This is a genomic window from Comamonas odontotermitis, from assembly GCF_020080045.1.
Taxonomy (GTDB): domain Bacteria; phylum Pseudomonadota; class Gammaproteobacteria; order Burkholderiales; family Burkholderiaceae_C; genus Comamonas; species Comamonas odontotermitis.
The window spans coordinates 1,989,118-2,013,766 of record NZ_CP083451.1; the positions used below are offsets into that span (position 1 = coordinate 1,989,118).

Consider the following 24,649-nt stretch of genomic DNA (forward strand, 5'->3'; position numbering starts at 1 on the left):
TGTATACGCCAGATCGTATAGGCAGAAACGTCGTCTTTTTGTATATACATTCAAGAATGTATGTTAAATTTGACTTAAGTTAAGCTACGGTTCAACCTGAGATCGAAAGACCGTACCGGAGACCGTGCAAAGGAGTGGCAGATGCACTATGACGTGGTAATTGTGGGTGGGGGCGCCGGGGGCCTGGAGCTGGCCGCACAGCTGGGACGCAAGCTGGGGGCGCGAGAAGGGCGCGAGCGCGTGCTCCTGGTGGACAAGATGCCCTTCCACATCTGGAAGCCCACCTTGCACGAAGTAGCGGCAGGCACGCTCGACGCGCACCAGGAAGGGCTGTCGTACACCGTGCTGGCCCGGCGCAACCATTTCAGCTTTGTGATGGGCGAGTTCATGGCGCTGAACACCGCGCAGCAAAGCATTCGCCTTGCGGCGATCACCAATGAGGCGGGCAAGGAAGTGGTGCCCGAGCGCAGCATTGGCTACCGGCACCTGGTGCTTGCGCTGGGCAGCGGCTCCAATTCGTTTGGCACACCGGGCATCGAGAACGCCTATCTGCTCGAAAGCGTGCGCGACGCGCAGCGCTTCCATGCCGACTGGCTCAGTGCCTGTGCCCACGCCTCGTATGCCGAGCCACGCTCGCTGTCGGTGGCCATCGTGGGGGCGGGCGCTACCGGCGTGGAGCTGTCGGCCGAACTGCTGGAGGCCCACAGCATGCTGCAGGAGAGCCAGGGCAGCAACCAACGCTTTCGGCTGGACATCAACCTGATCGAAGGAGGCGACCGCATTCTGGGCGGGCTGCCACCGCGCATATCGGAGCAGGCCACCACTGCGCTTGAGCGCAAGGGTGTGCGCGTGATGACGGGCACCCGCGTGCAGGCGCTGGAGCCGGGCGAAGTGATCACGCCTGATGGCCCTGTCTCGGCAGATCTGATCGTCTGGGCTGCCGGCATCAAGGCAGCCGACCGCAATGCGCTGCTGGGCCTGGAGGTGAACCGCATCAACCAGCTGGTGGTGAATGACCATCTGCGTACCAGTGCGCATCAGGTCTATGCGCTGGGCGACTGCGCAGCAACGCCATGGGTAGATGGAAAGACCGTACCCGCCCGTGCGCAGGCCGCGCACCAGCAAGGAACCTATCTGACCCAGGTGCTGTATGCCGCGCTGAAGGAAGGGCACTTCAACGAGCCCTTCGTCTACAAGGATTTTGGCTCGCTGGTCTCGCTGGGTGACAACAAGGGCGTGGGCAACCTGATGGGCGGCCTGTCCGGCAAGAACTTCTTCGTGCAGGGGCTGCTTGCCAAGTGGATGTACATGTCGCTGCACCTGATGCACCACCGAGCCATTCTGGGCACGGTCAAGACGGCAGTACTGGCCCTGGCGCGCCTGCTGCAGCAGCGGGTGTCTGGTCGCATGAAGCTGCATTGATCAAAAAAAGACAACGCAGCGGATCGCCCGAAGCCGTGTTCAGACCACGGCAGGGCGTTTTGCAGAGGGGCCCTGGTGGCGTTGGATCAGGCCTCGTCCGGCCCCAGCACGATATCGAGCGAGCTGCCACCGGCCAGCAGTTTCTGCACCAGGGCTGCGGATGATTCCGCGCCGTACTTGCGCATCAGGCGGGTGCGGTAGATCTCGACGGTGCGGTGGCTGATATCGAGGCAGCGGCCGATCTCCTTGCTGGTCATGCCTTCGAGCAGGCGGGCGGCCACCTCGCGCTCGCGCGCTGTCAGTTCGGCGCGCACCGGGCGCAGCGCGCTCAGGTCTTCAAAGCTCCACACGCCGCCTTCATGCGGATCGTCGCGGTTGAAGGCCCGGCCCATCACATGGCACCAGAACATCTCGCCGTTGGCGCGCTTCATGATGCGGTTGTCCGAATACAGGCCTTGCGCGCCCATGATGGGAGCAATGCGCCGGCCCAGGCGCTCGAACTCGTCGGCGCTGGGGTAGAGGATCTGGAAGGACTGGTTGATCATCAGCTCGCGCGAAGTGCGGAACATGGAACAGACCTGTTCGTTGCAGTCGATCATGATGCGGCGGTGCGAAACCACCAGGCCCACGGGCGCCATCTCGAAGGCCTGTCGATAATCAAGCGGTGTCACTCGCATGGCAAAAATTGTCCCCTTTACGAAATACTACGTATGCTAATACGTAGTATGCTTCATTCGCGGAACAAGCCCTTCTTAATTAGGAGACACGTGTGAACAAAATTTATCCGAATGCGGCAGCTGCACTCCAAGGCGTGGTCGCAGACAACCAGTTGCTGGCCGTGGGCGGTTTTGGCCTATGTGGCATCCCCGAGGCGCTGATCGAAGCGCTGCGCGACAGCGGTGCCAAGAATCTGACCGTGGCATCGAACAATGCCGGCGTCGACGGTTTTGGCCTGGGCAAGCTTTTGGAGACCCGCCAGATCAAGAAGATGATCGCATCGTACGTGGGCGAGAACAAGGAGTTCGAGCGCCAGTACCTGGCAGGCGAGCTGGAACTGGAATTCACGCCCCAGGGCACCCTGGCCGAAAAGATGCGTGCTGGCGGCGCCGGCATTCCCGCCTTTTTCACCAAGACCGGTGTGGGCACGCAGGTGGCAGAAGGCAAGGAACTGCGCGAGTTCGATGGCGAGACCTATGTGATGGAGCGCTCCATCGTTGCCGATGTGTCGCTGGTCAAGGCCTGGCGTGCCGACAAGAGCGGCAACCTGCAGTTCCGCCTGACGGCACGCAACTTCAACCCTGCAGCGGCCACCTGCGGCAAGGTCTGCATCGTGGAAGTGGAAGAGATCGTCGAGACCGGCGCCTTGAAGCCCGACGAAATCCACCTGCCTGGCATCTATGTGCACCGCCTGGTGCTGAACGCCACGCCCGAGAAGCGCATCGAAAAGCGCACCATCACCGAGAAGAAGTAAGGAGCCTGACATGCCTTGGACCCAAGACCAAATGGCCGCACGCGCGGCGCAAGAGCTGGAAGACGGCTTCTACGTCAATCTCGGCATCGGCATTCCTACCCTGGTGGCCAACCACACCGGCGACAAGGAAGTGTGGCTGCAGTCGGAAAACGGCATGCTGGGCATCGGCCCATTCCCCACCGAAGACGCCATTGACGCCGACCTGATCAATGCTGGCAAGCAGACGGTGACGACCATCGCCGGCTCGTCCATCTTCAGCTCGGACCAGTCGTTTGCGATGATCCGTGGTGGAAAGATCAACCTGTCCATTCTGGGCGCCATGCAGGTGTCCGAGAAGGGTGACCTGGCCAACTGGATGATTCCGGGCAAGATGGTCAAGGGCATGGGCGGCGCGATGGATCTGGTCGCTGGCGTCAAGCGTGTGATCGTGCTGATGGAACACGTGGCCAAGAAGAAGGACGGCACCACCGACCTGAAGATCCTCAAGAACTGCACCTTGCCGCTGACCGGCGTGGGCGTGGTCGATCGCATCATTACCGACCTGGGCGTGTTCGATGTGACCGAGCAGGGCCTGAAAGTGATCGAGCTGGCCCCCGAGGTGAGCTTTGACGACGCGCAATCCAAGACGGGTGTGACGCTCATCAAGTAAGCGCTGCATGCGTTGAAAACAGGAACGCAGCCCCCGGGCTGCGTTTTTTGTGGCCCGGTGCCGGAATATTCAGCACCTCAGACTGGTGGCGCCTCGCGCAGAAAATCGATGAACGCCCGCAGCTTGGGAGGCATCTGTTTGCGCGCAGGGTAGTAGATGTGAAAGCCCGACCAGGGCCTCTCGAACGACTGCAAGGCGGGCACCAGCAAGCCGGTGGCAAGCTCCTCCTGAATGCTGCCCACAAACTTGTGCGCTACGCCATAGCCCTGGCAGGCAGCGCGGGTGACATAAGCGTCGTCCGAAAAGATCAGGCGCCCGGTGGGTTCAATAGCTTGTTCCTTGCCATCCACCACAAAAATCCAGGGCACAAAACGCTTGGAGCCGGGAAGCCGAAAACGGATGCAATCGTGCAGGGCCAGATCGGCCGGAGTCTGCGGCATGCCGTGTGCCTGCCAGTATGCGGGGCTGGCGACCACGGCTTCCCACTGGCCCTGGTCGAGCGGCAGCGACACCATGTCGCGTGCCAGAAAGGCGCCGAGGCGAATGCCTGCATCAAAGCCATCCTGCACGATGTCGGAAAACGCATCGTCGGTGAACAGCTCCAGCTGAATGCGCGGGTAGCGCGCCAGAAAGGCATCGAGCCGGGGCGTGATGAGCAGCCCCGCCGCCAGCCGCGAAGTATTGATGCGCAGCAAGCCGGTGGGCTCATCATGCGCGGCGCGCACCCTCTGCATGGCAAGGTCGAGCTGGTCCAGCGACGGCGTCACCTCTGCCAGCAGCTGCTCACCCGCTTCGGTGACGGAGACCTGGCGGCTGTTGCGCTGCAGCAGGCGCACCTCCAGCTGTGCTTCGAGCTTGCGCATCTGCTGCGAAACGGCAGACGCGCTGATGCCCAGCTGGTTGCCCGCCTGGGTAAAGCTGCGCACGCGCGCCACCAGTACAAAGGTGCTCAGCGCATTCAGCGAATCGCGCTGGATAGATAAGTTTTTCTTCACGATGGATGAAGTGTTGCACGCTTTCTCTTGAACGTGAAGTGACGGACACTGCGGTTTTCCGCCAAGGAGTTCTCCATGAACCATGTGTTTGCCACCATGGCACGGCCGCTTGCCGCCGGTCTGCTTTCACTGGCCTCCATCGCCCACGCGGCCAGCGACGCTGCGCTGGAGCAACGCGCCCGGCTCGCCGCCAATCTCAACACGGTGCTGGATGCGGCCGTTGCGCAAAAGCGAATCGTGGGCGCCGTGGTGTTGGTGGCGCAGGATGGAGCCGTGCTCTACCGCCAGGCCGTTGGCTATGCAGACCGTGAAGCACAGCGGCCTATGCAGGCATCGACCGGCTTTCGCCTCGCCTCCATGACCAAGCCGATCGTCACGCTGGCCGCCATGCGGCTGGTGGAAGAGGGCAAGCTGCAGCTGGATGCGCCCGTCACCCGGTACCTGCCGGATTTCCGGCCGCCCCTGGTAACGGCCCATGGCGAGAAGACCGTGCCCACGCTATCGGTGCGCCAGCTCATCACCCACACCTCGGGCCTGGGCTATGGATTTGCGGAAGGGGCCGATGGTGCCTACACCCGACTGGGCGTCTCCGACGGGCTCGACAGCAGCGGCATCAGCCTGGATGAAAACCTGCGCAGGCTGGGCAAGGCGCCGCTGTACTTTGCCCCGGGCAGCCAGTGGCGCTATTCGCTGGGCATCGACGTGCTGGGCGCCGTCGTCGCCAAGGCAGGGGGCGCTCCGCTGCAGCAGGTGGTGGCGCAGTCTGTGACCCAGCCCTTGCAGATGCACCACACCCGTTTTGCGGTGCGTTCGGGGTCGCCGCTGGCGGTCCCCTATGCCGACGGTAAGCCCCAGCCCGTACGCATGCGCGAGAACATGGTGGTTCCCCTCGCTGCTGGGCAGGATGGGGGTGTGCGCTTTTCTCCCAAGCGGGCATTTGACCGCCATGCCTTTGCATCCGGCGGCGCAGGCATGGTGGGCAATGCAGACGACTACCTCCAGCTGCTGGAATCGGTCAGGCGCAGCGCCGCCGGGCAGCCCGGCCTGCTGCAGCCTGGAGCTGCGCAGGAGATGGTGCGTGACCAGGTCGGCCCGCAAGCCCAGACGCAGGGCCCGGGTTGGGGTTTTGGCCTGGGCTGGGCGGTTCTGGTTGACCCGGCCCTGGCCGGAACACCGCAGGGCAAGGGCAGCCTGCAATGGGGCGGGGCGTATGGACACAACTGGTTTGTCGATCCCGAGCGCCGCCTGAGCGTGATCCTGCTCACCAACACGGCGTTCGAAGGCATGGCAGGTCGGCTGGTCAACGAAGTGCGGGATGCGGTCTACGCTTCGCTGTAATTTGCCAAGGCCTGGCCTGCCCCGCTTGCACCGCGAAAGCGCACCAGCCGCACATGCGCCTTGCTGTCGATGGTGTTCAGGCTCTCCTGCATCCAGTGCAGGGCCTGCTCCTCGCACAGCCCGCCGGTGCCTGCCCCCAGGGCGGGAAAAGCCACGGAGCGGTAGCCGCGCGTATTGACGATCTGCATGGCCGAATGCACGCTGGCCTGGATGGAAGCCTGCGACGCACGCCACCACATATCGATACCGGCCACGTGCACGATTGCCTTGAACGGCAACCTGCCTGCGCAGGTAGTCACGGCGCCGCCCAGCGGAATGGCGCCCAGCATGCCCAATTGCCAGAAGGGCCGGTAGCCCGCCCGCTTCTTGATGGCGCTCGATACGCCGCGCGGCAGCAGCAGCCACCAGGGAATGATGTTGCGATTCCAGGCGTTGACAATCACATCCACTGGCTGGTCCAGCAGGTTGCCGTCGATGATTTCTATGTTTTTCATAGCATTTAGCGTTTGACTGGTGGACGCCAGAGGCAGTTTTGATGACATATCCTGAAACCGAGGATAGCGATGGATTGCGGACACAATTGGCAGAAATACGGAGCGCATGCAGGAGACAGTAACAGCCGGTTTGTGCCCCAGGCGCTTGCCTGCGGCTCGGGCGCCTTCCATACTGGTGGAACTTCTTCCGTCTTCCTCTACAGAGTGGCCGCCCCATGAATGCACCCCATACCCCAGGCAGCACAGCGCACCCCTTGTTCACCGATCCCGATGTCGTCCAGATGCGCGAGGACATGGCGCTGGCCCTGCGTGCGGCGGCGCATTTCGGCCTGGGCGAGGGCGTATGCAACCATTTCAGCATGGCGCTGCCCGATGGCAGGCACTTTCTGCTCAACCCGCGCGGGCTGATGTGGAGCGAGGTACAGGCCGATGATGTGGTGATCGTCGATGACCAGGGCTGCGTGGTCGCAGGTGGCCACGCTGTGGAGCCTACGGCCATGTTCATCCACACGGCGGTGCACCGCATCGCCCGCAAGACCTGCGTGCTGCATACGCACATGCCTCACGCCACCGCGCTCACCCTGACGCAGCAACGCGCGCTCGACACCACCTTGAGCCAGAACGCAATGCGCTTTCATGGCCGCGTGGCGGTGGACAGCCAGTACAACGGCTTTGCACTGGATGGCCGCGAAGGCGAACGCATTGCCCATGCCATGCAGGGCGCGGACATCAGCTTTCTGGGCAACCACGGCATCATCGTTTGCGGCGAGCGCATGGATTACGCCTTTGACGATCTGTACTACCTGGAGCGTGCCTGCCAGGCCCAGGTACTGGCGCAATCGACCGGAGTGCCACTGGCGCCCTGTGATCCGGCGCTGGCCGCACGGGTGGCCAAGCAGGCCAACGGCGAACGCCTGCAATCGACCCTGTTTTTTGAAGCGCTGCGCAGAAGGCTGTAATTGCGATGCAGATATCCATTGAAGCCCTGCAGCCTGCGCAGTTCGACGCCGTCTGGCAGGTGTTTGATACGGTGGCGCGCGAAAAGCACTACCTCGCATCGCAATGCGCGCCAGCGCCTGCGCAGATGCGCGAGCACCTGCAAGCCTATATCGACAAGGGCCAGCCGTACTTCGTGGCGCTGGCAGACGGCCAGGTGTGCGGGTGGTGCGGCGTGCAACCCGTGCACGGGCAGGCGCGTGCCCACGTGGGCATGCTCGGCATGGGCTTGCTGCCCGCAATGCGCGGCCAGGGCATTGGAGAGCGGCTGATGCAGGCCGCGCTGAAAGCCGCGCAATCCTATGGCTTTACACGGGTGGAGCTTGCCGTGCGTGCAGACAATGCGCGGGCCATAGCGCTCTACGAGCGCCAGGGCTTTGTGCGCGAAGGGCTGCTGCGCGATGGCTTCTGTGTGGATGGGGTGTACTTTGACATACACACCATGGCATTGCTGCGCAAGCCGATCGTTTAAGAGACCTGTTCAAAGAACCTGTTTACGCTCTCCTCCCGCCGCTGCTGAATGCATTTTGAATGCATTGATTCTGATAAATTGGAAATTTTTCCTTTATGATGGATTCATGTCCATCGACCAGCTTCTCTCCGTCCGCGTGCATGGCCTGCGCAAGGCGCGCGGGCACACGCTCGATGCTCTGGCGCAGATCAGTGGCGTGAGCCGTTCGACCATCTCGCTGATCGAGCGGGGCGAAACCAGCGCCACTGCCGCAGTCCTGGGTAAATTGGCGCAGGCGCTGCAGGTGCCACTGGCATCGTTGTTTGAAGAGGAGCGCAGCGGCGAAGTGGCGCAGCCCCTGGCGCGTGCCGCCAGCCAGCCGCGCTGGCAGGACCCGGCCACGGGCTACGTGCGCCGCCAGCTCTCGCCAGCCAGCTATCCAGCGCCGCTGGAGCTGGTGGAGGTGCGCTTTCCTCCTGGCCAGAGCGTGGCTTTTGACCATGCTCTGCGCAGCCAGCCGCTGCACCAGCAGTTGTGGATGCTGGAAGGCACCATGCAGCTGACCCTGGGCGATCAGCACTGGGAGCTGCAGGCGGGCGATTGCCTGGCGATGGAACTGAACCAGACGCTGGTGTTTTCCAACACCGGCAATACGCCCGCGCGCTATGCATTGGCCTTGGTGAACCCCGAATTTTCCCGGAGCAAGTGATGAGTGAACCGAAACTGGTGCCATGCACCCATGAGCGCCATGCCGCTGCAATCCTGGCCATCTTCAACGATGCCATCGTCAACAGTACGGCGTTGTATGACTACCAACCCCGCACGGCAGAGAGCATGGTGGCCTGGTTTGCCGCCAAGCAAAAGGGCGGCTGGCCGGTGATCGGCCTGGAAGACGAGGCCGGTGTGCTGCTGGGCTTTGCCAGCTACGGCAGCTTTCGCGCCTACCCGGCCTACAAGTACACCATGGAGCACTCGGTCTATGTGCGCAACGACCAGCGCGGCCGGGGGCTGGGCAAGCGGCTTTTGCAGGCGGTGATTGCCGAGGCCCGGGCGCACGATGTGCATGCGCTGGTGGGCGCCATCGACGCCGCCAACACGGGCTCGATTGCGCTGCACGAAAAGCTCGGTTTCAAGAGCGTGGGCCTGATGCCGCAAGTGGGCTTCAAGTTCGGGCGCTGGCTGGATCTGGCGCTGTACCAGCTGACCCTGGAGACGCCTGCGCAACCCGTGGACGGCTGAACAGCTGCCACTGGCTTGCGCGTGGTGGGATAATGCCAGCTTTCGCGCGCAGCGTGCGCCCATTCCAAGAAAGGGGCGCACAAACGGATGTATCGAGGCTCGATCAAACACTGCGAAGCTGCTGTTGCCACGACAGCAGCGCCCTGTTTTTGATTGACTCCCATGTGGGAGTGCCGAGCCTTCTGCCATGTCTCACCGCCAGCCTGTCCGCATCAGCGACATTGACCAGTTCGACACCATCGTCGACGCCCGCTCGCCCGCCGAATTCGAGCAGGACCGCATTCCCGGCGCCATCAACTGCCCCGTGCTCAGCAACGAAGAGCGCGCCCAGATCGGCACCATCTACAAGCAGGTCAGCCCCTTTGAAGCCAAGCGCCTGGGCGCAGCCATGGTCAGCGCCAACCTGGCGCGGCATCTGCGCGATACCTTCCATGACAAGCCTGCCAACTGGAAGCCCTTGGTGTACTGCTGGCGAGGCGGGCTGCGCAGCGGCTCCATGGTGACCTGGCTGCGCCTGGTGGGGTGGGATGCGCAGCAGCTCGCTGGTGGCTACAAAGGTTTTCGCTCGCATGTGATCGAACAGCTGGACACCCTGGTGCCCCGGCTGCAGTTGCGCGTGCTGTGTGGCGCAACCGGCAGCGCAAAGACCCGTGTGCTGCATGCCATGGCGGAACAGGGCGCGCAGATCATCGATCTGGAAGGCTACGCCAGCCACAAGGGCTCTCTTTTGGGCAGCCTGCCGGGCGTTGCCCAGCCCAGCCAGAAGCATTTCGAGACCTTGCTGGCCGAGCAGATCGGCACGCTCGATCTGGAGCGCCCGGTATTCATCGAAGGAGAAAGCGCCAAGATCGGCCGCATTGCACTGCCCCTGCCGCTGGTGGCGCACCTGCGCGCTGCGCCGGTGGTCGAAATCCAGGCAACGCCAGAGGCGCGCCTGGCCTACCTGCTGCGCGACTATGCCTACCTGGGCGACGATGCGGCCCTGCTGGAAGAAAAACTGGGCTACCTCAAGGAATTGCAGGGCAAGGAGGCGGTGGCACGCTGGCAGGCCTGGGCGCAGCAAGGCGCGCTGTCGCCCCTGTTTGCCGAGCTGATGGCGCAGCACTACGACCCGCACTACGAACGCTCGCAATCACGCAACTTTGCCCAGTGGCCAGCACGCCAGAGCTATGCGACCGATGATCTGAGCGATGCAGGCATCGAGCGCCTGGCACTCGGCATTACCGCCCACACCCATTGAGATTGAGCCGTGCGGCGGTAAAGAACGACAAACTAAGGCAGCAGATGGCGCCCGGCGGGCGAACATACATACACCAGGGCGGCCACGTTGAGCAGCACGGTCAGCCAGAAAACCGCGCGAAACTCCGTCTTGGCCGATTTGTGGCGCAGCACCTGTTGCGCCACCAGCGCTCCAGGCCATCCCCCGCCCAGTGCGAGCAGGTGCAAGGTACGCTCTTTGGTGCGCCACTGGCCGCTTTGGGCTGCGGCTTTGTCCATGGCGTAGATGACAAAGGTCAATGTGCTCAGGCCTGCATACCACCATAGCAGCCAGGATGGCGGGCGCCACAGCACGCCCAGCCCCACACCCAGCAACACAAAGGCGGGCAAGGCAAACAGGCTGGCGGTTCCCCAGCGGGCACTGCCATGGGCAGAGCGGGCGGATGCGGGGCTGCGCTGCTGCCCGCCGCGAGTGGTCCTGCCAGCAGGAGTGGTAGGGCCAGCAGTGCCAGCACGCGGGCGAACCAGTTGCACCTGGCGGGCACGCTTCTTGCCTCCCGGGCCCGGCTCTACCTCAAAGCTCAGCCGCTGCTGTGCCTGGGGCCGCGCAGCGCCCGGGCCAAATGCCTTGATGTGTACAAAAACAGGGTCGCCCCCTTGGTCGGCGGCAATGAAGCCAAAGCCGCGCTCGTCATTCCACGACTGCAAAGTGCCTTCAAAACGCATGTCGATCAATCCTTGCTGCGGGCGCCGTCCATGGCCTGCAGGGCTTGCGCTGCAGCATCCCATTGGTGTTCGCCAAACACCGTAATGCCCGCATCGCGCAGCAAGGCGCTGGTCACGCCCTCGCCAGCCACCTTGCGGCCCGCAAACTGGCCGTCGTAAATATGGCTGGATCCGCAGGAAGGGCTGAAATCCTTGAGCACTGCAACCCGTATGCCGTGCTTCTGCGCCAACTGCAGCGCAAGCCCAGCGCCACGCGCAAAAGCATCCGTAACATCGTCACCTGCGCTGTCGCGCACCTGTGCGCGGCCAGACAGCACGCTGGCACCGCTGCCGCCCGTGGTGATTTCTGCCGGCGGGCGGGGTGTTGGCAGGCCGCCTGCCACCTCCGGGCAGATGGCAACCACCTGGCCCTGCGCCAGCCAGTGTGCCAACACCGGGTGCTGCGCCAATTGGTGGCCTCCGTCATAACGAACGGGCTGGCCCAGCAGGCAGGCGCTGACCAGTATCTTGGGCAAGCCCTTATCGGTGGTTGGCCGGGTCAGCATTGAAAGACCTCATGAAACCGCGCATCCGCTGCCTCTTCGCAGCGCAGGCCTGTGGCATCGATCCGCAGCCAGGCTCCTTGGGCGCTCTGCAGCTCCAGCCGCAGGGCTGCTCCACCCGCTCCATGGGCGCCATCCGCTGCATACAGGCTGGGCACGGGCAGGGCGCGCAGGCGTTCTTGCACCAGCACCAACTGGCCTTCCGCCAGCCGGCCCGTGCAAGCTGCCATGTCGCCGGTGACCAGGGCACCCGTCAATACCAGGCTCAGGCCGTTGGTATAGCCTTGCCGGAGGCTGCGGCGGGAAGAGAGCGCTTCGTTGGCCTCAGGCACGCACAGCATGGCCGCTGCAAAACGAATCACCAACCCGGCAGGCAAGGTTTCGATGCGGCTGATTTCGGAATCGGCAAACTCAAAAAGGCGGGTCATGCGGCAGAGGGATAGCGCACACGCAGGAGTGGTGCTATAAAAAACAAAGCGAATCGTGCTTGCGGGTGCGCGCTAGGGAGCCTCTGCAAAACCCTCGCCAGATGGGATGGGCGTGGGTCGGGATGAGCCGCAAGGCGTCTTTTGAAGGCAATAGCTGTAGCTATTGACGAAAAAGACAACGCAGCGGATCGCCCGAGGCCGCGTTCAGACCACGGCAGGGAGTTTTGCAGAGGCTCCCTAGAGGCTATTTTCTTATGAAATCAGCTGCCTTCGGCAAAGGCGGGCACGTTTTCCAGGTCATGAATCCACGGCATGGCAGAACGCGTCCAGATCTGTTTGCGCGGCGGCAGCCCGGCGCGCTCGGCCACGCAGCCCAGGCGAATCACCACATACTGCGGGTTCAGGGCCTCGCTGCCATACAGAGGCGTGCCGCATTCGGGGCAGAACACCTGCGCGCGCCGTTGGCCGCTTTGCGCGGTCTTGACATAGGCCTTCGGGTTGCCCTGCAGTTGAAACTGATCGATGGGCGCCCGGACGATGGCCCGCATCGGCGCGCCCGACAGCGCCTGGCAATCACTGCAATGGCAGAGCGTGACGCGTTCAGGGTCGATATCGGCGGTGAAGCGGATGGCGCCGCAGTGGCAGGAGCCGTGGATGTGCATGGGTGTCTCCGGTTTTCAGTCAGTCTGTAAAGAGCCGAGTACTGACGATAAGGCGCCAGGGTGTCAAACGCTGCCGCCATGGCGCCAGCCCAAGGGGGATGCTCCGAAAGGGTATGGCCAGCGCAAGAAGCTCTTGAGAGAAGACATACACCACCGGCCATTGTCATTGCGAACGCTGGTGCCATGGCTGGGTGACTGCTGCAAACCCACGGGCGCAAAAAAACCGGCTGCAGGAGCCGGTTTTTCGCAAGCGGGAGGGGCCTACATATTGTTGGGCAGCACCGTCACGATCTGCGGGAAGAACCACAGAATCACCAGCGCAATCACCATCAGGAAGAAATACGGCGCGCAGACCCGGGCGAGGTACGTGATCTGCTTGCCCGTCATGCCCTGCAGCACGAACAGGTTGAAGCCCACGGGTGGCGTGATCTGGGCGGTCTCCACGGTAATCACCAGGAAAATGCCGAACCACAGCGGGTCGATCCCTGCAGCCTGGATGATCGGCAGCACCACACTCATGGTCAGCACGATGGTGGAGATGCCATCCAGAAAGCAGCCGATCAGGATGTAGAAAATACCGAGCACCACAATCAGCATGGCGGGCGACAGGTTCAGGCTGCCCACATACTCGGCCAATTGGCGTGGCAGGCCCATGTAGCCCATCGACAGCGTCATGAAAGCGGCGCCAGCCAGAATCAGGGCAATCATGCAGTACAGGCGCGTGGCGCCAAACAGCGAATCCTTGAAGTTCTTCCAGGTGAGTGCGCCTTGTACCGCAGACAGAACGAGCGAGCCCACCACGCCAATGGCGGCTGCTTCGGTCGCGGTGGCAATGCCGGTGTAGATGCTGGCAATCACCGAGGCGATCAGCAGCACGACCGGAATCAGGTGGCGCGATTCGTGGATCTTCTGCTTGAAGCTCATTGACGTATCGGCTTTGGGCACCTTGGATGGATTCATCAGCGCCCACACCATGATCCAGCCGCTGAACATGATGGCCAGCATGATGCCAGGCAACACGCCTGCCATGAAGAGCTTGGAGATGGAAAGTTCTGCCGACACGCCATACACGATCAGGATGATCGAGGGTGGAATCAACAGGCCCAACGTGGCGGGGCCGCCCAGCGAGCCGATCACCATGTTTTCGGGATAGCCACGCTTCATCAGCTCGGGCACATTCATCTTGCCCACGGTGGCGCAGGTGGCGGCAGACGAGCCGGAGACCGCTGCAAAGATCGTGCAGCCGATCACATTGGTGTGCAGCAGGCGGCCGGGCAGTGCGTTGACCCACGGTGCCAGGCCCCGGAACATGCTCTCCGACAGATTGGTGCGATAGAGAATCTCGCCCATCCACACGAACAGGGGCAGGGCCGTCAACGTCCAGCTGCTGGCCGAACCCCAGATGGTGATCGCCATGGCGTCGCCTGCGGCGCGGGCGGTAAAAAACTCCATGCCGAACCAGGCCACGCCGGCGAGCGTCAGGCCCACCCACACGCCGCCGCCCAGCAGCAGCAGGAGCACCACGATGAGTGCAATGCTTGCGGTAATTTCACTCATGGTGTGCGTCCTCGTTCACGGCGGTCTGGCGTTTGCCCATCAGCTCCAGCACCAGCTCATCGCACAGGGCGATGAAGAAGATGAGGGTGCCCAGGGCCATGAAAATCTGCGGAATCCACATGGGCGTGGCATCAATGCCCACCGAAATATCTTCGATGTCCCATGACTGCCAGGTCAGCCGCGCAGAATAGAAGGCCAGAAAACCCGCCAATATGGTGGCAATCAGCAGCGCGGCAACTTCCATCACCTTGAGTGCCTTGCCCTTGAGCGCGCCCAGCAGCAGCGTCACGCGGATATGCTCGCCCTTCTTGAAAGTGCTGGCCAGCGCCAGAAAACCGGCGCCCGCCATCGCGTAGCCCGCGTAGGCGTCGGTACCGGGTGCGTTGAAGCCGATGACGCGGCTGAGGACGGTGAGCAGCACCATCACCAGAATGCCGATCATGGACAGCCCTGCCAGCCAGGCGGCGGCAGAGTACAAGCCATCTAGAAATTTACGCATGTTTGTGTTCCAAGGCTGTGGTCACTGACAAAGGCGCCCATCGGCCCAGAAGGCAGATGGGCGCATGCCATCGTGATCCGGTGCTGATCCTTACTTGCCAGCCTTGTACGCGTCCAGAATGGCCTTGCCATCGGCGCCGGCCTTCTCGGTCCACTCCTTCACCACGGTTTCCCCTACCTTGGCCAGATCTGTCTTGAGCTGGGCAGAGCCCATCTCGATGCTCATGCCGCCTTGCTTGAGTGCTGCGATCGATTTGGCATCCACTTCCTTCGATTCCTTCCAGCCGCGCTCCTCGGCTGCGGCTGCGGCCTTCAGCAAGGCATCCTGCTCGGCCTTGCCCAATGCGGCAAAAGCCTTCTTGCTCACGGTCACGGCATTCTTTGGAATCCAGGCCTGCACGTTGTAGTAATACTTCAGGTTCTCGAACAGCTTGTTGTCGGCGCCAGTCGCGCTTGACGTGATCAGGCCATCGACCACGCCCGTGGCCAGCGCCTGCGCCAGCTCGGCCTCTTGCACCGTCACCGGCTGCGCGCCGATCAGCTCGCCAATGCGCGCCGTGGTGGGCGAGTACACGCGCCACTTCATACCCTTCAGATCGGCCACCGAATTGACCGGCTTCTTGGTGTAGATGCCTTGCGGCGGCCACGCCACCGAATACAGCAGCACCTGGCCCTGCTTGTCGAGCAGCTTTTGCAGTGCAGGCTTCTGGGCCTGGTACAGCTTGAAGGCGTCGTCATAGCTGCCGACCAGGAAAGGCAGGCCATCCACACCAAAAATCTGCGATTCGTTCTGGAAACTCACCAGAAAGAACTCGCCCATCTGCGCGTTGCCGGTCTGCACGGCACGTTTGATCTCGGGCATCTTGAACAGCGAGGCACCGAAGTGGGGCGTGATCTTGAGCTTGCCGCCCGTGGCTGCGTCCACATCCTTCACAAACAACTCGTTGTTCTTGGAGTGGAAGTTGCCGGGCCCGTAGGCAGTGGCGAAATCCCACTTGGTCTGGGCGGCAGCCGCCGTGGCAAAACCGAAGCTGGCTATCAGGGTGACGGTAGCACAGAAAAAACGACGCTTCATAGTGGCTCCTAAAAAGAAAGCGGCTCAGCGGTCGCTGGCCAGGATGAAAACGGTGAACACACAGCGCTGCAGCCCTCCGCCGCGCGCCGCTTGCAATGTACCTGCAAATTGCTTGCCAAAAGTAACATTTCTTCCAATTGGCCGCCATCAGGGATTTCAACAATATCGAAATTTTGTAGGTCTTGTTTTTTCTTTTGTTGAGTGTGTTATGAAAGATTGTTCAACGATTTAAGGGGTCTTCTCAGGCTTTCTTGGTGGCTAGATGGGGATGCGTGGTCTGCAAAATCTCTTCCAAGCTTTCTCTACATCTGTAGGGCGTAGTGCGCTGAGCGTAGGTACTCTTACGGTGAGATGGTCGACCGTCTTGCTTGAATCATCTCACTCACAGCAATTTTTGGCGTATTTCCGCAGCCTGAAAGCATTGCTGAACTGCAGGGCCTTTTCCTCAGCAGATTAACAACACTGAGCTATTCAACAAAGGCTAACGCTGCCAGTGGCGGCGGGCGAACGGCAGTTCGGCTTTCGCATCAAGGTATCTTCCAAGTGACAGAGGTGGCTGACTTTTGATCTAAAGCAGCATCAGTCTATAGACCTCGGGTTACTACCAGTGTTGTAGCGATCCACTATCGATAAATAATTAATAATTGCAAAAATATATCTAGTGTGTTCGCAAATTTCTTAGTGTGCAGTGCATCAATTTGGAGATTAAGATTATTAAAATTTATACAGGAGACTAAGATAATATTGCTAATCTCGAGGTCTTTCATGAGGAAATTTTGTAGTCAAAAACGTATTTAAAATTAGTATTCATTTTTTATAATGAAAGCAAAAGGCAATTCGGGTTAAATTCAGTAATTTTTATAATAACTTGATATATGAATGCTCAATGGAATTATTTTCAGCCAGTCATGAGAAATGAAATAATTTTCACAACAGTGGCTGTTGTTTATTTCAGTGTCAATGCTGCCCAGCCACCTCAATGGTGTGATTTGAATGAAGAAAATTCCAGGGCAGGGTGTGATCAGTATTTCAGTTCAAGGCAAGAGGCTGCTGATTATTTATCAGAAAAATATAAAATAACATATCTGCCCGATTACGAATATACTGCTCCAGCCTCTGTTGGTGCATATACGGGATATGATGTTGTTTCTTGGACTAGGGAGGGTAGATTTTGGAATCCTACTTCCAATTCTTGGGTGCGCCATCTCAATGGGAAAAATATTTTCAAATATTGCCCGCCCATACCCAAAGGGAGTAGGTATAACCCAGGAAGTGATGAGGCTATCGCATGCGGAGGGAGCGAGATATCCATAAGCGGCCCATCATTAACAACAGCACTTCCCCAAGGCCCAAGCCTTCCACAGAAGATATCTATTCTTACTGGCGGATATCGACCATTGGCAGAAAATGCCTTTTCTTATCAATTCATTGAAAATGGAAAAATAATATTTCAGGATAGTATAAAGACTGACTCAAATGGAGAGGCATTTTTAACCTATGTTCCACCATATTTTCTTAATGCCAAAATAGAAATCAAGGCAACTTGTAGTGAATGCACGAATACTGCATTGCAAGAAATATCTGTCCAGGGCCTGCTGCTGCCTGCCTCTGTTGAAGAGCCTCAAATTTGTCGACGCTAGCCGTCTTTGCTTCACATTTTTTAGACTTCATTCGAATGAATTTATGCTGAATCAATCCTCATGTAATTTGTATTAAATTTTATAATTGTAAATAAGAAATCTTTGAAGATAAGAAATTTACAAAACTTCTTATTATTGATGTTCATTGGAATTTTCCTTGTATGAATACAAGATTGTTGACGGTAATGAAGGCGGGCTTTCTTGCTTATATATTTTTTGCTCAAAATGCGATAGCGGGCGACTGCATGATGTGGCCTAGTAATTACTATTGTTGCGATCCGGAAAAGGCAGTTTGCACGCCAAGAGCAAGTCATTTGAAGTATACATCGCAAACTGGTGATTATGCGCCTCCTGGTTATCCATCTGAGGTGGCTGGGGGGGGGCTTGGGGTATTATAGATTGAATCTGTCTTCTGCTTCTGAAGCCGTGGAGTGGAGGGTAAAATTCATGCAGGCATATTGGAATAATGTGCAAAGTTGGTTTCCCGATGGACTCCATGACCAATGTGCACCTGTTGAGTCTTCTGGTCCCGACGGAGATTGGAGTGCTCCTTTGGTAGATTTGACATTATGGAATTCTCAATATCAATCATGGAACACCGTGGCATATAAAAAATCTGGAGGTCCTGGAATTCCTGCCTCCTGCAACCCGCCCGGTCCGCTAGTGCAACCATTCTCCATTATGAGATATTTAGTAGAGGAAGATTGCCCATCCAATGAGACTGAAGCCTTCTCGATCATTGACGACTCGCGTGTTTGCAAGAAGGAAATACCAATCGAGATAGCCATACACGGAGCATCGTCAACGTATTCTTTGCCATCAATTGTTGGCCCAATCCCGCAGGTAATTGAACTTAAAAGAAAAGGTTTGCCGGTGAAATTGGAGCAAGTATTTTTGAAATTAAGAGGTGCGGATGATACTCTGCTTCAAAATCATTCAGGATCAACTGATGATTCTGGCAAGTTTTATTTCACTTATGTTCCTCCATTTATGCAGAGATTAGATGTGAAAATAGAAGTCTCCTGTATGGAATGCAGCATCACAGCTTCAAAAGTAATTAGTGTTTTGAAGAGCGAATCAGAAGAGCCGCAAATGTGCCGCCGCTAGCCTTACTTATTGCCTTGTTGTCATCTATTCATTAACCCATACCAGCCGACACCATGACCATTGATCCGCTCATCCGGCGCAAGCTGCTGCCTTTCTCTCTCAAGCCCGCCTTGCGCGCCCTGGTCGCTTTTGGTGCTTTTGGTGCTCTAACCACCCTGGGCACCTTCACCTTCATGACTGGCCCGGCCCAGGCCCAGAGCATCCCCAATGGCCCCGAGAACTTCCAGGCGCAAACCGACTGGGTTGACCAAAGCCCCAGCCCACTCACCCTGGGTCACATCTACCGCAGCTTTGGCGACCCCGATGAAGATGCCGACATCGGCATGGGCAAGGGCTGGATGCACTCATGGTCGGGCCGCATCAAGCTACCCAAGTACTACGACGCCCGCTACCCCTCCAGCCTTGCAGTGGTGCTGCCCGATGGCACCTCAGCGCTATTTCTCAAAGAAATCGGAGAGCAGTCGCCGTGGCTTGCGGCAACTGGGGCGGACTGGATTCAGGGCTCGGTGGGAGGCGCCTGGCAATACCACCGCGCCAGTGACGACAGCGTTTGGAAGTTCGACAACAAAGGCTGGCTCACCAAGATCACCTTGCGCAATGGCTGGAACTACAGCATCTTGCAAACCAACGGCAAGGTCCTCTCTGTTGCCAACTCCTTTGGGCGCGGGCTGAGCTTTAGCTACCGGACCGATGGCAGGCTGGGCTCCGTCACCTTGCCCGACGGCAACGCCGTCAACTACGACTACAACGCCAAGGGAAGCCTAAGCTCCGTCAAGGTCAACAGCTACCAGACCCACGCCTACAGCTACGGCAACACCACCTTCCCGGGCCTGGTCACTGCAGTGGGCGATGCCCAAGGCAACCAGATACTGGGCTTTACCTATAACGCCGATGGCTCGCTGAACCAGACCACGCGGGCAGGGGTCACCGGTGCCTACCAGGTTTCCTATGCAGGCGCGGCTAACGTCGGCTCCGCTGGCATGTTGGTGGCCGCTGGTACGGACGATCCCAACTGGTACAAAGCCTCGGTCACCACGACCGACCCCCATGGCAACAGCACCACCCGCCAGTACCAGGGCACGGCCAGTGGCGTGCGCATGGTCGGGCAGAACAATGCGCGCTTCTGGGACAAATTCAAGGAAGAGCTCAACACCGACCTGCTGCCTGCCTCCAAAGAAGACTTCCAAGGCAACAAAACCACCTACCAGTGGAACACCAACCGCCAGCTGATCACCCAGGTGGTGGCTGCCTCCAACCGCCCAGAAGCCCAAATGGCCCAGATCGAGTGGCATCACACCATGTCACTGCCCACCAAGATCACCGAGGCGGGGCGCATCACCCAACTGAGCTACGACGACGGCGGCAACCTCGTGGGCACCCTGGTCACGGACACGGCCAGCGGCAAAGCCTACTCCAGCGCCTGGGCCTACAACCCCAATGGCCTGCCGTACTCCTACACCGATGCGGGCGGTCAGACGGTATTTGGCTACGACACCAAAGGCAACCTCAACAAGGTCACCGACCCCCAGGGGCGCATCAGCCAGTACACCCACGATGGCGCAGGCCGCATCCTCACCGCCACCGAGCCCTCGGGCCTTGTGCGCGTCTACAGCTACAACCCCAAGGGCCAGCTCACCAGCTTCAGCGCTGGGGGCTTGCTCACCACGCTCAGCTACCTGCCCAACGACAAGCTGGGCACCGTCACATTCGCCAACGGCTACGCCATCACCTACCAGTACGACGGCGCCCTGCGCACCAGCAACTGGAGCGACAACCGGGGCAACTCCGGCCAGTACACCCTCGACGCGCAAGACAACGCCACCAGCACCATCGTCAAGGACAGTGCGGCCAATACTGCCTTGCAGGTACAGCGCACGATCAACAGTCTGGGCAAGGTGGCAAGCGAGACCCGAGGCGCCAACCAAAGCACAAGCTTGGGCTATGACGCCAATGGCGACCTGACCACGGCCCGCAACGGCCTGTCTCAAACCACCACGCTTGCAGTGGACGGCCTGCGCCGCCTGAACAAAGTCACCGACCCACTGAACAATTCCGCCACGCTCACCTACAACCAGCTGGACGCCATCACCGCCGCCAAAGACTTCAAAGGCGTCACCACCAGCTACACCCGCGATGCGCTGGGCAACGCCAAGCAAGAAGTCACCCCCGATGCAGGCACGGGAGCCGCCACCTACGACGTGCGCGGGCTCCTGGCATCCACCACTGATGCCACAGGCCGCACCATCGGCGTAGAGCGCGACGCGCTGGGCCGCATCACCAAGATCAACTACAACAACGGCACCTCGTCCGTGCTGCGCTACGACCTCACCGGCACCACCTACAACACCGCTGCCGCGCCCAATGCCAGCATCGGGCACCTGAGTGAAGTACAGGACCCGGGAGTCACCACCCAGTACCAGCGCGACGCGCTGGGCCGCGTGCTGCGCAAGACCCAGATCCTGGCAGGCGGTGAGACCCGCTCCATCGCCTACAGCTACGTGCCAGCAGGCCAGGGCGGGGCAGGCAGCGTGCAAAGCATCACCTACCCCTCGGGCAAGCAACTGGCCTACCAGTACGACAGCATGGGCCTCATTACCGGCATGCAGTGGAACGGCACGGCACTCCTCTCGGGCCTGACTTGGAGCCCACTGGGCATGCCCACAAGCTGGAGCTGGCCCGGCATTCTGGCTGGGGCAGGGGCCAGCAGCACGCTGGCAGAAGCGCGCAGCTACAACACGGCAGGCCAGCTCACCCACACCGGCATCCTCGACCTGACCTGGGACGCGGCAGGGCGCGTGTCTGCCATCGAGCAAAGCCAGATGGTGCCAGGCAGTGCTGCAGGCCAAGCGCCACAGAACGCCCGCATCGCCAGTGCCTACAACTACGACGCAACCGGGCGCCTGATCGCAAGCGGCCACAGCCTCAAGAGCACGCCCACGGTCAACTGGCCCCGAGTAGGCACCTTGGCCACGAACCTTCTTGATGTCGCAGGCTACAACTCCATCGGCTATGCGTATGACGCCAATGGCAACCGCCTCTCGGCCTCCATTAACAAGAATCCGGCTTCCAGCAGCAGCACCACAACCATCCGTGCTTACAGTTTGACTGCAGGCACCAACGTCCTTGCCAGCATCACCAGCGTCACCAACCCTGGCGGGGTAGCCGGTGCCACCAAAACCTACCAGTACGACGCAGCAGGGGCCATCACCGCAGCCACTACAACTGGCACTACCAGCGGAGCCCAATACCTGCACTACGGCGCCAATGGTCGCGTCGCCAAAGTCACCGGCACGGCCAGCAGCACCGACCCCAGCGCTGTCAGCTACTTCTACAACAGCGCAAGCCAGCGCCTGCTCAAAACCGATGCACGGCAAAGCACCACGGCCCCGCGCACCGAGCACACCCTCTACAGCGAAGAAGACAGCGCGCAACTCCTGGGCACCTACAGCAACCAGCGCAGCGCAAGCTCGGCAGCGCCCGCAGGCGAGATGGACAGCACCGAAGTCATCTACCTGCCCACCGCCCAAGGCATGGTGCCAGTGGCGGCCCAGATCAACGGGCGCCTGTACGCCATCCATGCCGACCACCTGAGCACCCCCAGGCGCCTGACCAACCAGCAAGGGCAAGTGGCTTGGCAGTGGCTCCTGACTGGGTTTGGCGAAGTGAGCCCGACCACCGGGGCGAAAGGCTACGTGCAAGCGGACAGCCCAGTCGCTGGCAGCCTGCCTAGCTACGCGCCAGAGGTGACATTCAACCTGCGCTACCCGGGCCAGCAGTGGGACGAAGAGACGCAGCTGAGCTATAACGTTAACCGGTACTATGGGCCGCAGGAGGGGAGGTACATCCAGGCTGATCCGATTGGGCTGGATGGCGGGTGGAATCGGTTTGCCTATGTGGGCGGGAATCCGCTCAATGGGGTTGATCCACTAGGGCTCTTTGAAGTGGTTTGGCACGGTAAAGACTTCACTACTCCTCCGCCTTCGTGGGTTAGACAATTGCGTGAATATGGTGCTAAGTTAGAGACGAAAATTAAATCTCTGTGCGCTTCTGATTCCGAGTATTTGTTATCTTATTATTCCAAATGGAAAGTTGGGGCAAATGGAAGACCGGGCAGTCCAACGACTGATCCTAAAATTTTTTATACGAATTTCACATCTGATTATTTTAAGCTTGAAAATAATTTTTTTAATCCATTTGAAAAAGGTAGCGAGGATCCATATGCGGTGTTCTTGCATGAGTTTCGCCATCTCATGAATGGCAATGTAAGATTAAATCCCGGTGGGTCAGAGTATTTAAAGCATAGATTGAATGGCACAACAAATACATTATCAATTGAAATCGACGCTGATGCCTATGCTTTGGAGTTGTTCAAGGGGAAATGCACATGTGGAAGTATGCAGCGATAGGTTCAACTTTATTTTTGTCTTCTTCTATTGCTGTCGCTGACGCAAGTAATTGGACATATACCCCAATTGGGGATAGACAGGCAGCAATATTCTTCTCGATGAGTGATCAGGAGATTACATCTCATTTATATAAAGGAAAGATTTCATTTTGCGAAAGCACTGAAGATTTTTTTTGCTTTTCGACGGAATATTTTAATTTTGCTATTCCTAAGAAAAATAAAAATAGAATCTCGGAGTGGAGGAGGAATGGAATTGGTTTTAATTCAAAAAAATTGACATCTCCAATTAAAATAATGGGGAAGGAGATCGATGTGTACAAAATTTCTTCCCAGAAGCCTGATGTTGAATATTATTATTCTGATTTTTATGGTTTAGTGGCTTTTAGAGCCCAAGGTAAAGACGGGCAATTATTTATTCTTGAGGAGAGTTGCGGTTTTGGTTCTTCGAAATTGTGCAAATAAATTTTTTGTCAGCAGCACTTGCGGACGAAATGGGGAGCTATGACGCCATGGACTTGCCCGGTACCTATTTTCCAAGGCCCGCATATTGATGATTTTCCCTGCGATGGAGCGTCGGTGCAACGGCGCTGTCACCTGTGTTGGGGGTATGGGCGGGTGGCTTCGCTAGGCTGCAGGGCAAACAACCACCATTGCAAGGAGACGACCATGCATCGCCGTACTTTTGCCGCTGTCGCAGCCAGCATTGCCGTTGTAGGCGCTGCGGGTTTTGCCGCGCCCGCCGTGGCGCAGGCTGATTACCCCAACCGGCCTGTCGTGCTGATCGTGCCTTATGGGGCGGGTGGTGTGAGCGATGTGGTGGCGCGGGCGCTGGCCCTGTCGATGGGCAAGCAGTTGGGCCAGTCGATCATCATCGAGAACAAGCCGGGTGCCGGGGCGTCGATGGGGGTGATGGACATGAAGAATGCCAAGCCCGATGGCTACCGGCTGACCCTGAGCCCGGTGGGTATCTTTCGCCAGCCGCATATCCAGAAGGTGGCCTACGATCCGATTGCCGATCTGACCTATGTGGCGGCCTATATGTCGTACGACTTTCTGTTGGCCGTGGCACAAGATTCGCCGTTCAAGTCGGTGAAAGACATTGTGGAGCAGTCCAAAAAGCAGCCCGGCTCGGTGGATTACGGCACGCCCGGCAAGTTTTCGGCCAACCATGTGCTGATGGCTTTGCTGGAGAAGAAGGCGGGCGTGCAGTTCACCCATGTGCCGTACAAGGGCGATGCCGAGGCGGTGAATGCCTTGATTGCGGGCCACACCAAGACGGGGGTGTTTGGCAATACGGTGCTGCCACATATGCAGTCAGGCAAGCTGCGCGCGTTGGCCATTGCGTCAGAAACGCGCCCGCCAGCCTTTGCCAATGTGCCGACTTTCCGTGAGCAGGGCTATGACGTAGTGACGCCGTCGCCATTGGGCATTGCCGGGCCCAAGGGTTTGCCGCCCGAGATTGTGCGCAAGCTCGAAGCCGCCGTGAAATCTGCGATGGACGACCCGGCCTTTCAGCAGGCGGCTGCAAATTACGGTGTGCGGCTGGAGTACCGCAATGCCCAGGATTACAGCGCCTTTGCGAAGAAGGCTTTTGCTGAAGAGGGCGCGATTGTGCAGAGCATCGGGCTGGAATAGAGCCCTGGAATGTTGATCCCTCGGTGTGGGATGCATGAAAAACAATAGCATTCAGCGCACGCTAGATAAGCGCTGAATGCTATTTGGACCTTCAACTCAGC

The 24,649-nt window shown here is 59.2% G+C and carries 24 protein-coding genes; 14 read left to right on the top strand and 10 right to left on the bottom strand.

Features of this window, described 5'->3' with window-relative positions:
• Window positions 1-141: 141 nt before the first annotated feature.
• On the top strand, window positions 142-1,422 hold the full coding sequence (locus tag LAD35_RS09255; protein WP_224152386.1) for an NAD(P)/FAD-dependent oxidoreductase: 1,281 nt from the start codon (window positions 142-144) through the stop codon (window positions 1,420-1,422).
• A gap of 86 nt (window positions 1,423-1,508) precedes the next feature.
• On the opposite strand, the gene LAD35_RS09260 is transcribed toward LAD35_RS09255, so the two are convergent.
• Complete coding sequence (locus tag LAD35_RS09260) at window positions 1,509-2,099, bottom strand: PAS and helix-turn-helix domain-containing protein (protein WP_224152387.1); 591 nt, start codon at window positions 2,097-2,099, stop codon at window positions 1,509-1,511.
• Window positions 2,100-2,191: 92 nt separating this feature from the next.
• Here LAD35_RS09260 and LAD35_RS09265 point away from each other — a divergent pair, with 92 nt between their 5' ends.
• Both LAD35_RS09265 and LAD35_RS09270 read left to right on the top strand, forming a co-directional pair.
• Window positions 2,192-2,893, top strand: a complete 702-nt coding sequence (locus LAD35_RS09265; RefSeq protein ID WP_184711688.1) for a CoA transferase subunit A — start codon at window positions 2,192-2,194, stop codon at window positions 2,891-2,893.
• A 10-nt stretch (window positions 2,894-2,903) separates the two neighbouring features.
• Window positions 2,904-3,542 carry a 3-oxoacid CoA-transferase subunit B gene (locus tag LAD35_RS09270; RefSeq protein ID WP_224152388.1) on the top strand — a complete coding sequence of 213 codons (639 nt, stop codon included), beginning with the start codon at window positions 2,904-2,906 and terminating at the stop codon, window positions 3,540-3,542.
• Window positions 3,543-3,619: 77 nt separating this feature from the next.
• On the opposite strand, the gene LAD35_RS09275 is transcribed toward LAD35_RS09270, so the two are convergent.
• Window positions 3,620-4,537 carry a LysR family transcriptional regulator gene (locus LAD35_RS09275; protein WP_224152389.1) on the bottom strand — a complete coding sequence of 306 codons (918 nt, stop codon included), beginning with the start codon at window positions 4,535-4,537 and terminating at the stop codon, window positions 3,620-3,622.
• A gap of 75 nt (window positions 4,538-4,612) precedes the next feature.
• On the opposite strand from LAD35_RS09275, the gene LAD35_RS09280 reads away from it, so the two are divergent.
• Window positions 4,613-5,875: a serine hydrolase domain-containing protein gene (locus LAD35_RS09280; RefSeq protein WP_224152390.1), complete on the top strand. Its 1,263-nt coding sequence runs from the start codon at window positions 4,613-4,615 to the stop codon at window positions 5,873-5,875.
• Here LAD35_RS09280 and LAD35_RS09285 read toward each other — a convergent pair.
• Complete coding sequence (locus LAD35_RS09285; RefSeq protein ID WP_224152391.1) at window positions 5,860-6,369, bottom strand: macro domain-containing protein; 510 nt, start codon at window positions 6,367-6,369, stop codon at window positions 5,860-5,862. The two genes, LAD35_RS09280 and LAD35_RS09285, sit on opposite strands and share 16 nt — an antisense overlap.
• A gap of 215 nt (window positions 6,370-6,584) precedes the next feature.
• Here LAD35_RS09285 and LAD35_RS09290 point away from each other — a divergent pair, with 215 nt between their 5' ends.
• The 5 genes from LAD35_RS09290 (at window position 6,585) to mnmH (ending at window position 10,295) form a co-directional block, all read left to right on the top strand.
• Complete coding sequence (locus tag LAD35_RS09290; RefSeq protein WP_224152392.1) at window positions 6,585-7,328, top strand: aldolase; 744 nt, start codon at window positions 6,585-6,587, stop codon at window positions 7,326-7,328.
• Between the two features lie 5 nt (window positions 7,329-7,333).
• Window positions 7,334-7,837, top strand: a complete 504-nt coding sequence (locus tag LAD35_RS09295) for a GNAT family N-acetyltransferase (RefSeq protein WP_224152393.1) — start codon at window positions 7,334-7,336, stop codon at window positions 7,835-7,837.
• A gap of 106 nt (window positions 7,838-7,943) precedes the next feature.
• Window positions 7,944-8,525 carry a helix-turn-helix domain-containing protein gene (locus LAD35_RS09300; RefSeq protein WP_224152394.1) on the top strand — a complete coding sequence of 194 codons (582 nt, stop codon included), beginning with the start codon at window positions 7,944-7,946 and terminating at the stop codon, window positions 8,523-8,525.
• Window positions 8,525-9,055, top strand: a complete 531-nt coding sequence (locus LAD35_RS09305) for a GNAT family N-acetyltransferase (protein ID WP_224152395.1) — start codon at window positions 8,525-8,527, stop codon at window positions 9,053-9,055. Before LAD35_RS09300 ends, LAD35_RS09305 begins: the two co-directional genes overlap by 1 nt.
• A 187-nt stretch (window positions 9,056-9,242) precedes the next feature.
• Window positions 9,243-10,295 carry a tRNA 2-selenouridine(34) synthase MnmH gene (gene mnmH / locus LAD35_RS09310; protein ID WP_224152396.1) on the top strand — a complete coding sequence of 351 codons (1,053 nt, stop codon included), beginning with the start codon at window positions 9,243-9,245 and terminating at the stop codon, window positions 10,293-10,295.
• A gap of 32 nt (window positions 10,296-10,327) precedes the next feature.
• Here mnmH and LAD35_RS09315 read toward each other — a convergent pair whose 3' ends face one another.
• The 7 genes from LAD35_RS09315 to LAD35_RS09345 all read right to left on the bottom strand — a co-directional run bounded on the left by LAD35_RS09315 (window position 10,328) and on the right by LAD35_RS09345 (window position 15,761).
• Window positions 10,328-10,999, bottom strand: a complete 672-nt coding sequence (locus LAD35_RS09315) for a DUF1294 domain-containing protein (RefSeq protein ID WP_224152397.1) — start codon at window positions 10,997-10,999, stop codon at window positions 10,328-10,330.
• A gap of 5 nt (window positions 11,000-11,004) precedes the next feature.
• Complete coding sequence (locus LAD35_RS09320) at window positions 11,005-11,544, bottom strand: DUF523 domain-containing protein (RefSeq protein ID WP_396022782.1); 540 nt, start codon at window positions 11,542-11,544, stop codon at window positions 11,005-11,007.
• Window positions 11,538-11,969, bottom strand: a complete 432-nt coding sequence (locus LAD35_RS09325) for a hypothetical protein (RefSeq protein WP_224152398.1) — start codon at window positions 11,967-11,969, stop codon at window positions 11,538-11,540. Before LAD35_RS09325 ends, LAD35_RS09320 begins: the two co-directional genes overlap by 7 nt.
• Window positions 11,970-12,229: 260 nt before the next feature.
• Window positions 12,230-12,631 carry a GFA family protein gene (locus tag LAD35_RS09330; RefSeq protein WP_224152399.1) on the bottom strand — a complete coding sequence of 134 codons (402 nt, stop codon included), beginning with the start codon at window positions 12,629-12,631 and terminating at the stop codon, window positions 12,230-12,232.
• Between the two features lie 261 nt (window positions 12,632-12,892).
• Entirely contained in the window at window positions 12,893-14,188 is a 1,296-nt protein-coding gene (locus tag LAD35_RS09335) for a TRAP transporter large permease (protein ID WP_224152400.1), read from the bottom strand.
• Window positions 14,181-14,687 (bottom strand): TRAP transporter small permease, encoded by a 507-nt coding sequence (locus LAD35_RS09340; RefSeq protein WP_224152401.1) that lies wholly within the window; start codon window positions 14,685-14,687, stop codon window positions 14,181-14,183. Before LAD35_RS09340 ends, LAD35_RS09335 begins: the two co-directional genes overlap by 8 nt.
• Before the next feature lie 90 nt (window positions 14,688-14,777).
• A complete protein-coding gene (locus tag LAD35_RS09345; RefSeq protein ID WP_224152402.1) occupies window positions 14,778-15,761 on the bottom strand; it encodes a TRAP transporter substrate-binding protein in 984 nt (327 codons plus the stop codon).
• Window positions 15,762-16,636: 875 nt separating this feature from the next.
• Here LAD35_RS09345 and LAD35_RS09350 point away from each other — a divergent pair.
• The 5 genes from LAD35_RS09350 to LAD35_RS09370 all read left to right on the top strand — a co-directional run bounded on the left by LAD35_RS09350 (window position 16,637) and on the right by LAD35_RS09370 (window position 24,548).
• Window positions 16,637-17,401: a hypothetical protein gene (locus LAD35_RS09350; protein WP_224152403.1), complete on the top strand. Its 765-nt coding sequence runs from the start codon at window positions 16,637-16,639 to the stop codon at window positions 17,399-17,401.
• Between the two features lie 447 nt (window positions 17,402-17,848).
• Window positions 17,849-18,508: a hypothetical protein gene (locus tag LAD35_RS09355; protein WP_224152404.1), complete on the top strand. Its 660-nt coding sequence runs from the start codon at window positions 17,849-17,851 to the stop codon at window positions 18,506-18,508.
• Window positions 18,509-18,561: 53 nt separating this feature from the next.
• Window positions 18,562-22,914 (top strand): RHS repeat-associated core domain-containing protein, encoded by a 4,353-nt coding sequence (locus LAD35_RS09360; RefSeq protein WP_224152405.1) that lies wholly within the window; start codon window positions 18,562-18,564, stop codon window positions 22,912-22,914.
• The gene (locus LAD35_RS09365; RefSeq protein WP_224152406.1) at window positions 22,893-23,375 is read left to right on the top strand and encodes a hypothetical protein; all 483 of its coding nucleotides are present in this window, start codon (window positions 22,893-22,895) and stop codon (window positions 23,373-23,375) included. Before LAD35_RS09360 ends, LAD35_RS09365 begins: the two co-directional genes overlap by 22 nt.
• Window positions 23,376-23,579: 204 nt before the next feature.
• Complete coding sequence (locus LAD35_RS09370; RefSeq protein WP_224152407.1) at window positions 23,580-24,548, top strand: tripartite tricarboxylate transporter substrate binding protein; 969 nt, start codon at window positions 23,580-23,582, stop codon at window positions 24,546-24,548.
• Window positions 24,549-24,649 lie beyond the last annotated feature (101 nt).

Bases quoted from the DNA above. Each gene is read 5' to 3' on its own strand.
- LAD35_RS09355 (WP_224152404.1), top strand. From the start codon at position 17,849: ATGCAGGCATATTGGAATAATGTGCAAAGTTGGTTTCCCGATGGACTC.
- LAD35_RS09280 (WP_224152390.1), top strand. From the start codon at position 4,613: ATGAACCATGTGTTTGCCACCATGGCACGGCCGCTTGCCGCCGGTCTG.
- LAD35_RS09335 (WP_224152400.1), bottom strand. From the start codon at position 14,188: ATGAGTGAAATTACCGCAAGCATTGCACTCATCGTGGTGCTCCTGCTG.
- LAD35_RS09370 (WP_224152407.1), top strand. From the start codon at position 23,580: ATGCATCGCCGTACTTTTGCCGCTGTCGCAGCCAGCATTGCCGTTGTA.
- LAD35_RS09305 (WP_224152395.1), top strand. From the start codon at position 8,525: ATGAGTGAACCGAAACTGGTGCCATGCACCCATGAGCGCCATGCCGCT.
- LAD35_RS09340 (WP_224152401.1), bottom strand. From the start codon at position 14,687: ATGCGTAAATTTCTAGATGGCTTGTACTCTGCCGCCGCCTGGCTGGCA.
- LAD35_RS09330 (WP_224152399.1), bottom strand. From the start codon at position 12,631: ATGCACATCCACGGCTCCTGCCACTGCGGCGCCATCCGCTTCACCGCC.
- LAD35_RS09365 (WP_224152406.1), top strand. From the start codon at position 22,893: ATGTGGAAGTATGCAGCGATAGGTTCAACTTTATTTTTGTCTTCTTCT.
- LAD35_RS09350 (WP_224152403.1), top strand. From the start codon at position 16,637: ATGAATGCTCAATGGAATTATTTTCAGCCAGTCATGAGAAATGAAATA.
- LAD35_RS09345 (WP_224152402.1), bottom strand. From the start codon at position 15,761: ATGAAGCGTCGTTTTTTCTGTGCTACCGTCACCCTGATAGCCAGCTTC.
- LAD35_RS09255 (WP_224152386.1), top strand. From the start codon at position 142: ATGCACTATGACGTGGTAATTGTGGGTGGGGGCGCCGGGGGCCTGGAG.
- LAD35_RS09260 (WP_224152387.1), bottom strand. From the start codon at position 2,099: ATGCGAGTGACACCGCTTGATTATCGACAGGCCTTCGAGATGGCGCCC.
- LAD35_RS09270 (WP_224152388.1), top strand. From the start codon at position 2,904: ATGCCTTGGACCCAAGACCAAATGGCCGCACGCGCGGCGCAAGAGCTG.
- LAD35_RS09325 (WP_224152398.1), bottom strand. From the start codon at position 11,969: ATGACCCGCCTTTTTGAGTTTGCCGATTCCGAAATCAGCCGCATCGAA.
- mnmH (WP_224152396.1), top strand. From the start codon at position 9,243: ATGTCTCACCGCCAGCCTGTCCGCATCAGCGACATTGACCAGTTCGAC.
- LAD35_RS09315 (WP_224152397.1), bottom strand. From the start codon at position 10,999: ATGCGTTTTGAAGGCACTTTGCAGTCGTGGAATGACGAGCGCGGCTTT.
- LAD35_RS09285 (WP_224152391.1), bottom strand. From the start codon at position 6,369: ATGAAAAACATAGAAATCATCGACGGCAACCTGCTGGACCAGCCAGTG.
- LAD35_RS09360 (WP_224152405.1), top strand. From the start codon at position 18,562: ATGACCATTGATCCGCTCATCCGGCGCAAGCTGCTGCCTTTCTCTCTC.
- LAD35_RS09300 (WP_224152394.1), top strand. From the start codon at position 7,944: ATGTCCATCGACCAGCTTCTCTCCGTCCGCGTGCATGGCCTGCGCAAG.
- LAD35_RS09320 (WP_396022782.1), bottom strand. From the start codon at position 11,544: ATGCTGACCCGGCCAACCACCGATAAGGGCTTGCCCAAGATACTGGTC.
- LAD35_RS09290 (WP_224152392.1), top strand. From the start codon at position 6,585: ATGAATGCACCCCATACCCCAGGCAGCACAGCGCACCCCTTGTTCACC.
- LAD35_RS09295 (WP_224152393.1), top strand. From the start codon at position 7,334: ATGCAGATATCCATTGAAGCCCTGCAGCCTGCGCAGTTCGACGCCGTC.